Source organism: Pseudomonas sp. NFPP07, from assembly GCF_900115645.1.
Taxonomy (GTDB): domain Bacteria; phylum Pseudomonadota; class Gammaproteobacteria; order Pseudomonadales; family Pseudomonadaceae; genus Aquipseudomonas; species Aquipseudomonas chlororaphis.
The window spans coordinates 87,136-102,682 of the sequence record NZ_FOXG01000005.1 but is presented as its reverse complement, the minus strand read 5'-3'; the positions used below and the strand labels follow the sequence as shown (position 1 = coordinate 102,682).

Genomic DNA, 15,547 nt, shown 5'->3' with positions numbered 1-15,547 from the left:
ATGAACGCCAGCCCTGTCGATGCCCCGGGCATCCGCGTCAGCCTCGCCGAGCTGATCGAGATGCGCCATCGCGTGCGCGAAGTGCAGCTGTTTTCCACGCCGAGCCAGCGCAGCCCGCTGGTCGGCCTGCACCACTCCAAGCTGCGCGGCCGTGGCGTCGACTTCGACCAGGTGCGGGTCTACCAGGCCGGCGACGACGTGCGCAGCATCGACTGGCGCGTCACCGCGCGCACCCAGGAACCCCACACCAAGCTGTTCCACGAAGAACGCGAACGGCCGATCTTCATCATGGTCGAGCAGAGCCGGCGGCTGTTCTTCGGTTCCGGGCTGATGTTCAAGTCGGTGCTCGCCGCCCAGGCCGCGAGCCTGATCGGCTGGGCCGCCCTGGGCCACAACGACCGGGTCGGCGGCCTGGTGTTCGGCGACGACGAGCACTACGAGATCAAGCCGCGACGCAGTAAGCAGAGCCTGCTGCAACTGCTCAACCGCCTGGTGCGGGTCAACCAGTCGCTGCACAGCGAAACCGAACCCGAACGCGATGCCCTCGGCACCGCCCTGCGCCGTGGTCGCGAAGTGCTGCGCCCGGGCAGCCTGGTGATCGTGATCTGCGACGAGCGCGCCCTGAGCGACGCCGCCGAACAGCAACTGAGCCTGCTGTCGCGCCACTGCGATTTGCTGCTGATGCCGCTGTCCGACCCGCTGGACCACGCCCTGCCCGCCGCCGGTCTGTTGCGTTTCGCCGAACGCGGCGCGCAGCTGGAGCTGGACACCCTCAACTACGAACTGCGCCAAGCCTACCGGGCGCAGAGCGAAGCGCGCATCGCCCGCTGGGAACTGCTGGCGCAGAAGCTGCGGGTGCTGCTGATGCCCCTGAGCACCCAGAGCGAAATGGTCGAGCAACTGCGCGAGTACCTGAACCCGCAACGCCCGGGGAAAACCCGATGAGCAGCCTCGACCAACTGCAACCCTTGATCGCCCCGCCCGCCATCGGCCTGTGGCCGCCGGCACCGGGCTGGTGGCTGTTGCTGGTGTTGCTGCCGCTGCTCGGCTTTGGCCTGTGGCGGCTCAAGCGCTTCTGGCCGCGCCAACATGCCCTGCCGCGCGCCGAACAACCGCTGGACCCGCTACGCCTGGCCGCCCTCGCCGAACTGGCGTTGCTGCCCAAGCCCTACGACGGCGCGCCCGCCGGCGCCTGGCTGCAACAACTCAATGGCTTGCTCAAGCGCCTGTGCCGCAACCATTACCCCTACAGCCAGAGCCATACCCTCAACGGCCGCAAGTGGCTGGCGTTCCTCGACAACCGCTGCCCGGCGGCCGGCCTCACGCGCTGGATGGTCCTGGTGGAAGGCGCCTACAAGCCCGAGTGCAAGCTCGACGACAAGGCCATCGCCGGCCTGACCCAGGCGGTGGAAATCTGGATTCGCAAACATGTTTGAGTTCGCCTGGCCGTGGATCTTCGCCCTGCTGCCGCTGCCCTGGCTGCTGCGGGTGCTGCTGCCGGTGGCCGACAGCGGCGAACCGGCGCTAAAAGTCAGCTTCCTCAGCGACCTGGAAGGCCTGGCCAAGCGCCGCGCCCGGGCCAACCTGCCGACCTGGCGCCAGCAGGCCCCCTTTATCCTGCTGTGGCTGTTGCTGCTGCTGGCCGCCGCCCGCCCGCAATGGCTGGGCGAACCGCTGCCCGTAGCCGCCAGCGGTCGCGACCTGCTGGTGGCGGTGGATGTGTCCGGCTCCATGGACTTCCCCGACATGCAGTGGCAGGACGAAGACGTCAGCCGCCTGAACCTGGTCCAGCACCTGCTCGGCGACTTCCTGGAAAGCCGCGAAGGCGACCGCGTCGGCCTGATCCTGTTCGGCAGCAAGGCCTACCTGCAAGCGCCGCTGACCTTCGACCGGCACACCGTGCGCGTCTGGCTGGACGAAGCGAAGATCGGCATCGCCGGCAAGAACACCGCCATCGGCGACGCCATCGGCCTGGCGCTCAAGCGCCTGCGCCAGCGTCCGGCGCAGAGCCGGGTGCTGATCCTGGTCACCGACGGCGCCAACAACGGCGGTGAAATCGACCCGCTGACCGCCGCCCGCCTGGCCGCCGAAGAAGGCGTGAAGATCTACCCGATCGGCATCGGCGCCGACCCGGAGCAAAGCGGCACCCTGGGCTTCCTCGGCCTCAACCCGAGCCTGGACCTGGACGAGCCGGCCCTCAAGGCCATCGCCGCAGCCACTGGCGGGCGCTATTTCCGCGCCCGCGACAGCCAGGAGCTGCAAGCGATCAAGGACACCCTCGACCAACTGGAACCGGTGACCCAGCAGCCGACCCAGGCCCGTTCGGCACAGGCGCTGTACAGCTGGCCGCTGGCCGCGGCGCTGCTGTTGAGCATGCTGCTGGTGGTGCGCGAGCGCTGGCCGGACCATCCGCTGCAACGCTTCTTCACCCGCGAGCGTTTTCTGCAACCTCTGCCAGACTGGCGCGAACGGCTCAAACGCCTGCGCCTGCGGAGACGTCGATGAGCGCGCCGTTCTGGGCCGAACTCTGGCCCCACTGGTTCCGTCCCTGGTGGCTGCTGCTGTTGCCGCTGCTCGGCTGGTTGCTGTGGCAGTTGTGGCACCGGCAGAAACGCGCCGGCCGTTGGCAGATGATCCTGCCGCCGGCCTTTCACACCGCCCTGCTCAGCGGCGGCAACGGCCGCGAAAGCAAACTGCCGTGGATCGCCCTAGGCCTGGCCTGGATTCTCGCCGTGCTGGCCCTGCTCGGCCCCGGCTGGCAGCGGGTCGAACAGACCAGCCAGAAACCGGCCGACCCGCTGGTGGTACTGCTGGAACTGACCCCGGAAATGCTCGCCGGCGACGTCCCGCCCAATCGCCTGGAACAGGCCCGGCGCAAGCTGCTGGACCTGTTGCAGGTACGCAGCGATGCGCAGACGGCAATCGTGGTCTACGCCGGCAGCGCCCACACCCTGGTGCCGCTGTCGGACGACCTGGCCACCAGCCGCAACCTGCTGGAAGCCCTCAAGCCGTCGATCATGCCCCAGCCCGGCCATCGCGCCGACCTGGCCCTGCAAAAAGCCTTGAAGCTGCTGGACCAGGGCGCGCTGGGCCAGGGCCGGATCCTGCTGATCGGCTCGTCCCTGAGCGAGCAGGAACGCCAGGGCATCCGCCAGGCCCTCGGTGGCCAGGCACCGCAGCTGTTGATGCTCGGGATCGGCAGCCGCCAGGGCTCGCCGGTGGCCCAGGAAGACGGCAGCTTTCTCAAGGACGAACAGGGCGCGATCCTCATGTCGCGCCTCGACGGTCCGAGCCTGAAGCGCTTCATCGGCGAGGTCGGCGGCCGCTATCGCCCGGCGCGCCTGGACGATAACGACCTGCGCGGCCTGGGCCTGCTCAGCGGTCCGCAGAACCTGCGCAGCGACGGCCAGACCCTGCGCCTGGACACCTGGGCCGACCAGGGTTACTGGCTGCTCCTGCCGCTGTTGCTGCTGGCCGCCTGCGCCGGGCGCCGCGGCTGGCTGTTCTGCCTGCCGCTGCTGCTGTTCGCCGTGCCGCAGCCCAGCTACGCCTTCGAGTTCAACGACCTGTGGCTGCGCCCCGACCAGCAGGGCCAGCGCCTTCTGGAACAGAAGCGGCCCGGCGAGGCGGCGCAGCATTTCGAGGACCCGCAGTGGCAAGGCGTGGCGCTGTACGAGGCCGGCAACTACGCCGCTGCCGCTCAGCGCTTTGCCGAAGGCAACGACGCCCGCGCCCACTACAATCGTGGCAACGCCCTGGCCAAGAGCGGCGAGCTGGACGCCGCGCTGGATGCCTACGAGCAGGCTCTGGAGCTGCAACCGGAGCTTGCCGCCGCGCAAAAGAACAAGGCCCTGGTCGAACGCCTGTTGCAGGAAACCGAGCCCGCGCCGCCGGAAGAACCGGCCAAGGGCGAAAGCCAGGACAACGACGAAACCCGCCAGCCGCCGCAAGCCGGCGCGGCGACCCAGGCACCGGTCACCCCGGGCCAGCAGCCGCCGGAGAACAGCCACCCCACCAGCGCCGACGAGTCGACGGACGACGAGGTCGCCACCCCGGGCAACGATGCGGTTCCCGGCAGCGAATTGGGCGACGAACAGACCACCACGCCGCCGCTGCGCGATGCCCAGGACAATTTCGACGGCGAACACCGTCAAGCATTGGAACAATGGCTACGGCAGATTCCGGACGATCCGGGCGAACTGCTGCGCCGCAAGTTCTGGTACGAACAGCAACAACATCAGGATCAGGGAAAAATTCGATGACCCGCTTCACCGCCCTCTTACTCACGCTTGTACTGACACTCGGCGCCTTTGCGGCCCGGGCCGAGGGGCTGGTCGCCAGTGTCGACCGCAGCCGCGTGAACTCTGGGGAAACCGTCGAGCTGACCCTGGAATCCAACAATGTCACGCTGTTCGGCAAACCCGACCTGACCCCGCTGCAAGCGCAGTTCGAGGTCCAGGGCACGCGCCAGGTCAACCAGTTGACCAGCCTCAACGGCGACAACCGCGCCATCACCCGCTGGATCATCACCCTGCTGCCCAAGACCACCGGCACCGTGGTGATCCCGGCCCTGCAACTGGGCGAAGTACAGAGCCAGCCGATCACCCTGCAGGTGCTGCAAAGCGCAAGCCGCAGCGACAGCGCGCCGCTGGAGCCGGTGTTCATCGACGCCAGCCTCGACCAGGACAGCGTCTACGTGCAGGCCCAGGCAGTGCTGACCCTGCACATCTATCACTCGGTGTCGCTGTACGACGACAGCAGCCTGACGCCGTTGCAGATCGACGACGCCCGGGTCGAACAGCTCGGCGAGTCGCGCACCTATGAAAAAGTCATCAACGGCGTGCGCCACGGCGTGATCGAGATCCGCTACGCGATCTTCCCCCAGCACAGCGGCGTGCTGGACATTCCGGAGCTGACCTTCAGCGCCACCCTGGCCGACACTGCCAGCACCCAGGACTCGGCGCCCCAGGGCCTGAAGCCGGGCAAGCTGATGCACGTGAGCTCGGCGCAGATGCCGCTGACGGTCAAGGCTAAGCCAGCCGAATACCCGGCCGACGCGCCTTGGCTGCCGGCCCGCAGCCTGAGCCTGAGCGAAAGCTGGAACCCCGAGCCGGACCATAGCCAGGTCGGCGACTCATTGACCCGCAGCCTGACCCTCAAGGCCGAAGGCCTGTCCAGCTCGCAGCTGCCACCCTTGCCGGTGACCGAAGCCAACGGCCTGCGCAGCTACCCGGACCAGCCGCAGCTGAGCAATCAGGTCAGCGACCGCGGGCTGATCGGCAGCCGCGAAGACAGCCAGGCCCTGGTGCCGAACCGCAGCGGCAGCATCGACCTACCGGCACTGGAAGTGGTCTGGTGGAACACCCATGAGGACCACCTGGAACACAGCAGCCTGCCGGCGCGTACCCTGCAAGTGGCGAACAACCCGAGCCTGGTGGTGGACACCCCGGCCGGCACGACGCCATCTGGCGCCGGTGGCGACAGCTCCACGCTGTGGGCCTGGAAACTCAGCACCCTGCTGCTGGCCTGCACCACCCTGCTCGGCTTCGGCCTCTGGTGGCGCGCGCGCTGGCAACCGGCAATCCTGCGCGCCGTGCAGGCCGGCCCCAACCCGCGCACCCTGCTCGACGACCTCAAGCGCGCCTGCCTGGCCAACGACCCGCAAGCCACCCGCCAGGCCCTGGATGCCTGGGCCCGCCAGCAACCGGAAACCCTGGCCGACATGGCCGCCCGCTTCGTGCCCCTGTCCGACGCCCTGGACGGCCTCAACGGCGCGCTCTACAGCGAAACCGGCCACTACTGGCAAGGCGAAGAACTGTGGCGCGCGATCCGCGCCATCCCGATCGCCGAACACGTCCAGGCCCCGCTGGCCGACACCAGCAGCCTGCCGCCGCTCTACCCGAAATAACCCAGGAAACCGCGCAGCCTTGCGCTGCGGTTTCTGCACCCCATTTCAGAATTGTCCCCTTCCCCAGCACGGGCCGAGAGTGAGCTAATCCCCGCTCTCCCCCGTCGAGGCAGGCCACGAATCTTGATCATCACCTCCAGCGCCCGTTTTCTGCTTGTCACCCATTTGAGTGGCAGCGCCTTCCAGCCAGCCGACCTCCTGCGGGAGCGGCTGAACTCGATTCTCGATCATGAACTGAAGGCTGATTGCCAGTTGTTGTTCTGCAATGTCGAGCAGACGGAGTTGGGGTGGCTTATTCAGTCGAGCCAGCCCTACCCTGTGTTAGATGCCAGCCTGTCCCGACTGGCCTTAGCCGACTGCCTGGCCCTGCGCACTACCGGACTGCGCCTGGAGCGCTTCGAACTGTTCGAGCAATATGAACAACGTGGGCTGGGTGCCGCATGGCGGGAGTGCAGGAATCTGCTTGAAAGGATGTATCTGCTACTGCTGGCGCGGGTTTGAGCGGGCTTGCCCGTTACCGGATAAGCCTGACGATGGGTAATCTGAACTTCGTTGATAATCTGTTTTAGCCAAAACAGCCGTTGGCGACTAGCCGGTTGAATCCACAGCCATTAGCAGCCGGTCGAAGGTGTCTACTGAATCAAGGACGACTCATGCAGACATCTACCTAAGGCTTGGCTCGATCCCATTGACACTCTTTCAACCTGTCAACGTCAGTACCGCTCTCTTTTCGTATGTCGATGTTGCCATCTGCGTCTAGGTAAATATCGGTGTTAGGCCACTTGGGTGTGATGCTGATGCAATGATTACGCCCTTCTTTTTTGCTCCACCATGAAAACTCCATGAAGAATTCGTCGCCAGGGAAGAGCACCCCATTATCAACCGCCCCGTCTCCAGGAAGCATTCCACCTTTGTAAATCCGGTCCTGGACGTTCCAGATGTACCGGAACTCATCTCGCCCAGCGTTAGCGTAGTGAACATTCACGGTCGGTAAAGCTATGTCCCAGTGAGTGACCACTAAGTACAACACAGGTATCCACAGTACCCATCTGTACCAAGTCCGACGCTTACTGGCATTTATGGGCACGGATTCCATCCCCTCAGTTCGCGGGTGGCACTGCTAACACTTCATCCATGATCATCTTCGCGGTTATCGACGGAGGCAAAATCAATCGGGGTAGTGCCGTGGCCCGGTAATGGGCTGACATGCTTGTCACCCAATCGAGCAGAGGAAATTATTTGTCGTCCTTGTCGTGTATACCTACTCGATGCCACATTATCCGCCTATCCGTCATAACTTGAAAATTATTAATACGAAGCGGCGAAGTAATTAAAGGCTAGCTTACTCGCTAATATAATCTGCCAGCCGCCGCTCATTAAAAGTCATTTTCAGTTCTTTATTACTGGTATAACCAAGAACATCCTCGCTCAATATCTTGGCAACCACGTTCTCATCAGGTCTAAAGTTATTTATCTTCATTGCAATGAGAATGAGAAGAAATGGATATGAGTAATATTTTGGCCTGCTTATTATGTCATCAATCAGCTCAAGCTTTACATCAAACAAATTGAACACTACAGGAATATAGACATTTTTTATTCTAGATAAAATAACCTGACATGTATCTTCAATACCCTTCTCTGTTACAGGCAACAATGGGCAAGCGTCCCTTTCACTGACTGTCGACATGCTGTATACAAACTTCGCGCCGGGCAAGTTTGATGAATACGGAGGTTCTATCAGGGCAATCTCTGATTGCAGGGCTGGATGCTCAACAAAGACAATTATTTCATAAGCGCGCGAGTTGGTCAGATATTCGAGGTGTAGCGTTGCAGTAGCGCCCGATTTTTTTTGCTTAATGGTAATCTTATTTTTGGCAACTCTTATATCAGAATATCCAGATAGCTCGCTTGTCAAAAAAGCCTGAACTCTTTTTTCAAAATTGCTTCTCAATTCTTTAGTGGTTTCTTTCATTTTTATCACCTACTTAGTAACGCAGAAGCCAAAAGCTTGCATTTTCTACAGCGCCATTCCCGCCAAATTGAATGCCCCTGGCCCCTTTTGTTGCCACTTCAAATTGCCCTTGGGTGGCCGCTGATGGTTTTATCAGGCCACCCCCAAAACCACCGTTAGTATTGGCCGGACTGTTCATATCAAACATGCCTGTCCCCGACTGATTTTTTGTTAGTTTTCCACTGCCATTTTTTACTTCAAACACATGATAGTTTCCAGCTTTGTCTTTTGCGATGATATCGGCTCTGATTCTGTATGTTTTGTTCGTGATTTGGTTCTTGACTTTCATGGTCAGCTCTTCACCCACCACGGTAAACCCATTCTTCTCAAGATCTGCTCTGGCTTTGATCGTACCTCTTCTTCCGCTATAGGCAGATTTACATATCCAACCTAACGGATCGATCCAAGAGTTTGGGTTCGGCGCATACCGATAAAGATTATCTCCACCCAACAACCCAATCGGGTCCTGCGTGGTAAATCGCCCTACCGCCGAATCGTAGTACCTGAACGTGTTGTAGTACAGGCCGCTTTCCCGGTCGTGGTACTGCCCCTGAAAACGCAGGTTCTGTTCCACCAGATTTGGCGATAGCGCCTCCAGGCCACCCCACGCCTTGTAATAGGCGCGCCACACCACCTGCCCCTCGGCATTGGTCATTTCCTGCGGTGTGCCGACCTGGTCGGTGTGGAAGTAGTAAACCCTGGCTTCTCGATCCGGCAGTTCGGGGTCGCTGTCGATACGGGCCAGCGGCGCGTAGCTGCCAGGTTCGTAGAGGTACAGGCTGTGGTGGTGTGGTTGCTGCTCCTGCAGCAGGCGCAGGCCTTGCCAAAGGAACCGGGTCTCCTGAGTCTGGTCGTTCTGCGTGACCTGTTTGCCGATGCGCCGCCCCAGGGCATCGTAGTGGTAGTGGGCCTCGCTGCTCAGGGTGGCGCCGTGCCAGGTCTGCGCACTGATAAGCCGGTTTTCACTGTCGTAGTGGAAGCGCTGCGTCACCCCGGAGGAGTTGCTCTTCTCGTTGAGGTTGCCCCAGGTGTCGTAGCTGAAGCGCAGATCCTTGAAGGCCACCAGGCGATTGTCCGGCAGGCTGTCAAATTGCCAGCGGCCGCTGCCACTGAGGTTGCCGGCAGGGTCATAGGAGAAGTCTTCCGTCTGCAATTGCGGATGGTCGGGTTGACGACTGCGCAGCTGGCCACTGGCGTCGTAGTTGAAATGGGTCACTCCACGCTGTTTGTCGGTCACCCGCAACACTTCGCCACCCGGGCTGTAATGGTAGCGACGGTGCAAGGCAGTGGCCGGGTGCTGCGGATGACCGAGCAGGCTGTCGGTCTTTTCCTGAATCTGGCTGATTTGTTCGTGGGGAAGATGGATGGCCGCCTGCCATAACTTGCGCCCCTTGGCGTCGTAGCCGTAGCGGCTGGTGAGCATGCCCTGGGTGCGCAAGGTCTCGCGGTGCAAGGCGTCCCGCTCGAAGTCGCTGATGAGTTGACCGTCGAGGTTGATTTGGTGCAGATGGCCGCTGCCATAGTAGAGATGGTTGACATGGCGACCGTCGGGTAACGCCAGGCAACTGAGGTTGCTCAGTTCGTCGTAGTGGTAACCGAGGTTGCCCGTGCTGCTCTCCTCGCTCAGCAATTGGCCGGCGGCGTCGTAGTTGAATGCCAGGTGGTCGGCGCGGATACCCAGGGCCTTGCCGACCGCGCTGGGCTGGCGGTCGACGGCAATCAGGCGGTCGGCATCGTCGTATAGGTAGTCCAGACGCGCATCGGCGGTAATGCGGCTGACCAGGCGTCCGGCGGCGTCGTGCTCGAAATGCTGCTGGCGTGAGACGTCATCGAAGCCCTGCCGGGCGACTTCTTCCAGGTGCGCCAGAGCCCCACTGGCGCTATAGCGGAACCGCCGAAGGAGCCCGTCCACCCGGACTTCTTCTTGCAGGCGGTCGCTGGCGTCATAGCGGAAGCGATACGCCGCCTTGTTCTCGTTGAGCAACCCGACCAAGCGTTGGCACTTGTCGTATTCGTAGTGAACGTGCTGGCCCCGCGGGTCCTGGCGTTTGCCGGGCAAGCCGCGCGGCGTGCGGGTTAGGTGGGTGGTGCGACCATCGGCATCGGTGTGGCTGAGTAGTTGGCCCAGGGCGTTGTAGCTGTAACTGTCGTGGCTGCCATCCGGATGCTCGATACGCGTCACTTCACCGTTGGCCTTGCGGGTCAGACGGGTTGTGCGGTCCAGGGCATCTTGGATGCTGATGAGATGCAGCTTCTCGTCGTAGGAATAACGAGTGCGGTGACCGGAACAATCCTGATACTGCTCGATTTGCCCCAGTCCGTTCCACCAGAGGCGTGTGGTGTTGCCTTGCGGGTCGGTACAGCTATGGGGCAAGCCCTCGGTGGTGTTGAGGTATTGGGTAAGCTGCCCGAGAGGGTCAACACTGTCGAGCAGCGTGCCGCTGCTGTCGTATACCCAACGTTGGATGCTGCCATCCGGGCGCTGGATGCTGGTAATCAGGCTGGTGTTGAGGTGATAGCTGTAGCAGGTACTGCGACCCAGCGGGTCGACTTCCTCCAGCAGGCGGGCGTAGTCATCGTAGGCGAATGTCAGCTTGTTGCCGTCAGGCAGTTCCAGGCCGGTCATGTTGCCCGAGACATCCAGCTCAAAGCGGTATTGCTCACCACCGAAGTCGCGACTGGCCACGACCCGGCGCCCTTCGTTGTAGTGGATTTCGGCGACACGGTCGAGCACGTCGCGGATATCGGTTCGCCGCTGCGCCAGGTCGTAGTGGAAATGATAACGCTCGCCGTCGCTGGTCCAGTGCTCGATGACGCGGGGTTGATGGTCATCGAAGTGCGTTGACCAGCGATAGCGACAGACAAGCCCCAGCGCGTTCTCGTGAGCCACCATCAGCCCGTGCTCGTAGGCGAAACTGCGCACCCGGTCGCCATTGCGGTTGATGACCCGCTGGAGCTGTCCCGTGGTGTCGTAATGGTAGTGGACCAGGGTCTCCACTGGTCGGTTGTCCACCACGCGTTCAACCCGGCTCAGGCGTCGTTCGTCGTGGTCATAGCACAGGTGCAGACGTATGCCGCCGGTCGCACAGATATCGGCCAGGCGCTCGTCAGCGTCGTAATGGAACGCAAGGAAGTGGCCGAGCGCATTTTCGATGCGGCGCAGTGGTGAGGGTTGGCCGCTTTCGGACAGCTCACCGAAATAGAAGAAGGTATTGTCGAGGGTCTGAATGAGGTAGTGCCCGCCCTCCGTGCACACCAGGAATATCTGCTCGCTGGTGAGGAACAAGCGCTGCCCCGGCTCAAGGACGGGAAAATTCAGTTCGCGTCCCTGGTTGTCACGCAGGTAGAGCTGGCCATCTTCCAGGCGCAGGCTTTGCTCCCAGGGCAATACCCATCCGCGGCCCAGCAATCCTTCGTGACTGATGTCACTGGCGTAGAAGCGCGTCCAAACAATCGGCATGAGCCCGGGGAGGTCAAAGTCGGTTTCGCTCTCCTCCAGCAGCAACTTGCGCCCGCTGATGGCGTCCACCGGGTTGCCGAACAGGCCACCGGCGACCCGGCTGATAGCCGGGCCGATGACAAACCGAGAAGCCAGTTCGCCCGCCACAAAACCCGCGGCGAATTGCATGGCACAGGGGGCAGCGGCCTTGAGCCCCACCTGGCCAGCCTTTATCACCAACTGCCCGAGACTACCCGCGAGGCCGGCGACAATCATGAGGATGTCGACCGTGTTACGCAAAATCTCGGGCACTTCGTCTTCAATCGGCAGGTACTGTTCCTTTTCGGCGCCGATGAAGACGTTCTCCGAGCCGCTATCAATCACGCTGCCGCAGGTCAGCTTGTCACCCTTGCGGGCGGCAGGCAGACCGTTGATAAAGACTTTGGCCGAACCCTCCGCCACCCTCGGCGGCGTCGAGTGTTTTTTGCAGTCGCCAACGCTGTTCTGTACGTGGGCGGCCTTGAGGCCATTGATACGGACGTTGTGGGAACCACTGGTGATGCCCCCGGCCGGCGCCTTGAACATTCGCCCTATCGCTTCGCCTGCCTTGACCAGCCCGGTGCCTGCCAGCCCCGCAAGCAGTCCCACCAACAAGCCAGCTCCGAAGCCGCAAGTGGCAACGACAAATATCGATGCTGCTGCGACCAGTGCCAGCCCCAGCGCGGCCCCCACCAGAAATCCTAAGAGGGCATTGGTATGAGCAATTTCATCGTCAATACGTGCGGCTTCAAACATCGAATAACGTCCGTGTCATGCCGACTTTTCATGTCGGGTGTTCTTAGGGGATTGCGGTGACAGGAGGGTGCTGCTGAAAGCTCGCCAGGACATCCGCCCATAGCTGATTCAGTGTGTCGTCGAACGGCACCTGGCTGGTGGCGGTGAAAATCAGCGCCCGGTCAGGCGCCACAATGAACGCCGCTTGGCGCTGGTAAACCGGGCGACCATCGCTTTGGTAATGCGCATCGACTTGCAGACCCGGTATGGGGGATTGCGCCGAAAGCTCGACAGGGAGGGTGTTCTGGCGCTGGTACTTGCGCAGCTTCGCCGCAATCAGGCTGACCTGGCGCTCGACATAGTCCGGCAAGGCCTCGCTCGGTAGCGTGTTGTCGCGTGAGAGGGTCAGGCTGAAAGGCGCAGGTAGGCTGACACCTGGGACAAACATGTTGACACTGCGATCTTGAAAGCCTTTCGGCAATGTCAGCTTGCCTTCTTGAATCAAATACTCCATTTACGGTGCTCCATGCGGTTGGGTTATGGGCTCAGGAGGCCGGTTGCGGCGGATTCGCAAAGACGCCTTCGACCTTGCCGTCGATGGTCCCCTTGGCGCCATCGGCTCCAGGGTCTGTGGCTGCGGCACCGCCGGGCATGTTGATATCGAGGTCACCCCCGGTGTTGATCTGAGCGTCTCCAGTCACCGAGAAGTTGAATTTCGTGCCATAGAGGTTGATTTCGCCACTGGCATTCATCTCGAAAACGCTCAGGCCGCAGACCAGGCGCAGTTGCATCCCCGCTTCCATCAGGTATTGAGTGCCGACGCTGTCTTGCTTGGCGCCGCCCACGAGCAGGGTGTCATTGACCTTGACCGTTCTGACCCGGTTCTGGCCGATGGTGACGGTTTCATCCTGACCGACGGAGTGGGCACGATTGACGCCCACCCAATGACTTTCATTGTTCTCCACGGCGCAATCCTGGTCGCGCTGGGCATGGATGTAGATTTGCTCTTGTCCCGCCCGGTCCTCGATGCGAACCTCGTTGGAGCCACCGCCGCCAAGACTGCTGTTGGTCTTGAAGACACTGCGGGTCTTGTTCGCCGGAAGCGGATACGGTACAGGCGTGATTTTGTTCGGGACACAGCCGGTAATTAGCGGCTTATCAGGGTCACCTTCCAAGAAGGTGATGAACACTTCCATTCCGATACGCGGAATCACCACCTGGCCAAAGCCCGGCCCTGCCCAGCTCGACGCCACGCGGACCCAGCAACTGCTGTTTTCGTCGAAACGGCCTTCGCGGTCCCAATGGAACTGGACCTTGACCCTGCCGTACTGATCGCAATGTATTTCCTCTCCCTGGGGTCCCGTTACCTTGGCCGTCTGGCTGGCCAGGACCGGCTTGCGTGTCGGCAAGGGTGGCCGGTAGAAGGTGTCCCAGGGGATGGCGCAGAACGTATTGCGATAGCCCTGCACAAAACCATCCGCTGGTGTCGCATCACTGGTGACTGACTCCTCAAGCACTTGCGGTTGCAAGCCTTCGTGGCAGACCTCGGTCATCAACCAGAGGTCGTTCCAGTCGGTGCGTGGATGGTTGGCCAGCGTTAAGAAGTGACCGCTGACCAGCGCTGGCTCGTCGCTGTTACCTGCCACCAGACGGTAGTCGGTGCGGTGCCGCTCCAGCGCCCGCTGGCTGAGCAGCTTGCCGCGGTCGCGGCTGATGAATTGACCCGGGTAGTCATAGTCCTCCAGGTCAGGCTGCGGAGCCTGGTTTTCTGCTTGGTGCCTGGATTCCAGCAACATGCTCGGTTTTTCAAAGTCATAGTCGCGGCGGGTGGTGCGGCTGGTACGCGCCTCAACCCTCAAGTCAAACGCCTTGATGACAGGCGTATCGGCAACCATGCCACTGCCGGCTTGGTACTCCGTTGGTTGCGCCAGCTTGGGAAACACCGTCTGGTCATCACCGAACACTAATACGTGGCCCGTCGGGCTGTGCTGGTGGTGGTAGTGAATGCCTTCTTCGCTACACAGACGCTGGACAAACTGCAGGTCGGATTCGTCGTACTGCACGCAGTAGTCACGCGCCGGATAGACCGTATTGAGTTGGAACTGATAGGCATTGCTCAACATGCCGTGCTCTTCCAGTATCTGCGCGATGATTTTGTTGGCCGGCAGATGCTGGAATATGCGCTGGTTGATGCGGTGATTCAGGTAGGCAAGGTGGGGGACCAGCGTCAGGCTGTAGCGGGTCAAACGCTTGCCACTGGCCCCCTGCTCCACACGATAAATAATCCCGTGAATGCCATCCCCTCTATCACTGAAGGCAAGAAAGGCGGGCTTGTGGAGCAAGCTTTCAAGGTCCAGTGCGTATCGTTCGCTGACCAACTCAACATCGAAGATATACGGCGCGCTGATGGCCTCTTTACCGGTAAAGGACAGTACCTGGAGATCACTCGGTGTCCCCTCGATGGTCAGACTGAAGTGCGTCTGATTGGCTGAACTGAACATCCCATGTTCCTCTTTTCGATCCTTCTGAAGCGGTAGACAAAACACCTGGATCAACCCGTAGCTGGCCCAGGTGGTACGACGATGGATCAGGGTTGGCCGGCCACCGGGAGGTGAAATAACCCAATGATTGGCCTGGTTGTAATCAAGGTTCGTGCCATAAAAACTAACCTCCATATAAAACATGGAGTTGCGTACTTCTTCTGTTGTGCAAATAAATGTGCGCAATCAAATCCAGAAAAAAGTGCGCAACTTCTTGCGCAGTAGTGCGCAAGAAGTTGCGCACTCGCCTGTAGATTAAGTAACACCTGACTTACAGCGATGTATACACAGAGTTTTCCACAGCGCAGTGCGCAAGAAGTTGCGCATAGAGGCAAAAGGCCGCCATCCGCTCAAATAGTAAAATCCTATAGGGCGCGTAGTAAAAAGGAGCGGGAGTTCGGGAAAAATACCAAATAAGATTCTTCCCATCGATCTTGCAGGAATAATCCCATATCGATCGGCGTCATGCAGTTTCGCACCATACGGCGCGCGACTGCCGCAACTTTTATTCGTTTCTCGTATCTCTATCTTCTGTAATCGACTCGCAATTTAGATAACTATTTTGAAAGAGTTCGTCTTACCAGACATATCTGACATGCCGCTTGTATGGTTTTATTGAGCATGAACATCTATGACACCCTATATGTAGCGCAGCACATTTAGAAAACTCTGACTTGCATTTTCATTTCAGGGCGAAAGTGCGTTTTCGCGGACTGATGAAAAACACCGCTCAGTTGACCGCGCTGTTCGCTCTATCAAACCTGTGGAGAGCTCGAAAACAGCTGATGGGTATGGGCGAGTTACGCGTGTAACACGGAGAAATGGGCTGACAAGCCCGACAAGGCGGTCCGAGTCCTGAACCCTTCTGCCAA

10 protein-coding genes and 1 pseudogene are annotated in these 15,547 nt (G+C 60.7%); 7 read left to right on the top strand and 4 right to left on the bottom strand.

The window, feature by feature from the left end:
• From BM019_RS14185 to BM019_RS14160, 6 genes are all read left to right on the top strand, one after another.
• Positions 1 to 945: a DUF58 domain-containing protein gene (locus BM019_RS14185; RefSeq protein WP_007925772.1), complete on the top strand. Its 945-nt coding sequence runs from the start codon at positions 1 to 3 to the stop codon at positions 943 to 945.
• Positions 942 to 1,436 (top strand): DUF4381 domain-containing protein, encoded by a 495-nt coding sequence (locus BM019_RS14180; RefSeq protein WP_009043634.1) that lies wholly within the window; start codon positions 942 to 944, stop codon positions 1,434 to 1,436. Before BM019_RS14185 ends, BM019_RS14180 begins: the two co-directional genes overlap by 4 nt.
• Positions 1,429 to 2,505 (top strand): vWA domain-containing protein, encoded by a 1,077-nt coding sequence (locus BM019_RS14175; RefSeq protein ID WP_092418639.1) that lies wholly within the window; start codon positions 1,429 to 1,431, stop codon positions 2,503 to 2,505. The genes BM019_RS14180 and BM019_RS14175 overlap by 8 nt, the downstream gene beginning before the upstream one ends.
• Positions 2,502 to 4,262, top strand: coding sequence for a vWA domain-containing protein (locus BM019_RS14170; RefSeq protein WP_092418638.1), 1,761 nt, complete (start codon positions 2,502 to 2,504; stop codon positions 4,260 to 4,262). Before BM019_RS14175 ends, BM019_RS14170 begins: the two co-directional genes overlap by 4 nt.
• Positions 4,259 to 5,908 carry a BatD family protein gene (locus BM019_RS14165; RefSeq protein ID WP_092418637.1) on the top strand — a complete coding sequence of 550 codons (1,650 nt, stop codon included), beginning with the start codon at positions 4,259 to 4,261 and terminating at the stop codon, positions 5,906 to 5,908. The genes BM019_RS14170 and BM019_RS14165 overlap by 4 nt, the downstream gene beginning before the upstream one ends.
• Before the next feature lie 123 nt (positions 5,909 to 6,031).
• Complete coding sequence (locus tag BM019_RS14160) at positions 6,032 to 6,409, top strand: hypothetical protein (RefSeq protein ID WP_092418636.1); 378 nt, start codon at positions 6,032 to 6,034, stop codon at positions 6,407 to 6,409.
• 841 nt (positions 6,410 to 7,250) lie between these two features.
• Here the strand turns inward: BM019_RS14160 and BM019_RS14150 are convergent.
• The 4 genes from BM019_RS14150 to BM019_RS14135 are packed head-to-tail and all read right to left on the bottom strand — an operon-like array spanning position 7,251 to position 14,636.
• Positions 7,251 to 7,883 (bottom strand): hypothetical protein, encoded by a 633-nt coding sequence (locus BM019_RS14150; RefSeq protein ID WP_092418635.1) that lies wholly within the window; start codon positions 7,881 to 7,883, stop codon positions 7,251 to 7,253.
• Positions 7,884 to 7,896: 13 nt separating this feature from the next.
• A complete protein-coding gene (locus BM019_RS14145; RefSeq protein ID WP_092418634.1) occupies positions 7,897 to 12,156 on the bottom strand; it encodes an RHS repeat-associated core domain-containing protein in 4,260 nt (1,419 codons plus the stop codon).
• Between the two features lie 43 nt (positions 12,157 to 12,199).
• Complete coding sequence (locus tag BM019_RS14140) at positions 12,200 to 12,649, bottom strand: DcrB-related protein (protein WP_092418633.1); 450 nt, start codon at positions 12,647 to 12,649, stop codon at positions 12,200 to 12,202.
• 31 nt (positions 12,650 to 12,680) lie between these two features.
• Positions 12,681 to 14,636 (bottom strand): type VI secretion system Vgr family protein, encoded by a 1,956-nt coding sequence (locus BM019_RS14135; RefSeq protein WP_092418632.1) that lies wholly within the window; start codon positions 14,634 to 14,636, stop codon positions 12,681 to 12,683.
• 734 nt (positions 14,637 to 15,370) lie between these two features.
• Between BM019_RS14135 and BM019_RS30515 the strand changes: the two are divergent.
• Positions 15,371 to 15,487: pseudogene (locus BM019_RS30515) on the top strand (IS5/IS1182 family transposase); the annotation flags it as partial.
• Positions 15,488 to 15,547 lie beyond the last annotated feature (60 nt).

Coding starts and splice junctions, on each gene's coding strand:
- BM019_RS14180 (WP_009043634.1), top strand. CDS start 942: ATGAGCAGCCTCGACCAACTGCAACCCTTGATCGCCCCGCCCGCCATC.
- BM019_RS14140 (WP_092418633.1), bottom strand. CDS start 12,649: ATGGAGTATTTGATTCAAGAAGGCAAGCTGACATTGCCGAAAGGCTTT.
- BM019_RS14150 (WP_092418635.1), bottom strand. CDS start 7,883: ATGAAAGAAACCACTAAAGAATTGAGAAGCAATTTTGAAAAAAGAGTT.
- BM019_RS14135 (WP_092418632.1), bottom strand. CDS start 14,636: ATGTTCAGTTCAGCCAATCAGACGCACTTCAGTCTGACCATCGAGGGG.
- BM019_RS14185 (WP_007925772.1), top strand. CDS start 1: ATGAACGCCAGCCCTGTCGATGCCCCGGGCATCCGCGTCAGCCTCGCC.
- BM019_RS14145 (WP_092418634.1), bottom strand. CDS start 12,156: ATGTTTGAAGCCGCACGTATTGACGATGAAATTGCTCATACCAATGCC.
- BM019_RS14170 (WP_092418638.1), top strand. CDS start 2,502: ATGAGCGCGCCGTTCTGGGCCGAACTCTGGCCCCACTGGTTCCGTCCC.
- BM019_RS14175 (WP_092418639.1), top strand. CDS start 1,429: ATGTTTGAGTTCGCCTGGCCGTGGATCTTCGCCCTGCTGCCGCTGCCC.
- BM019_RS14165 (WP_092418637.1), top strand. CDS start 4,259: ATGACCCGCTTCACCGCCCTCTTACTCACGCTTGTACTGACACTCGGC.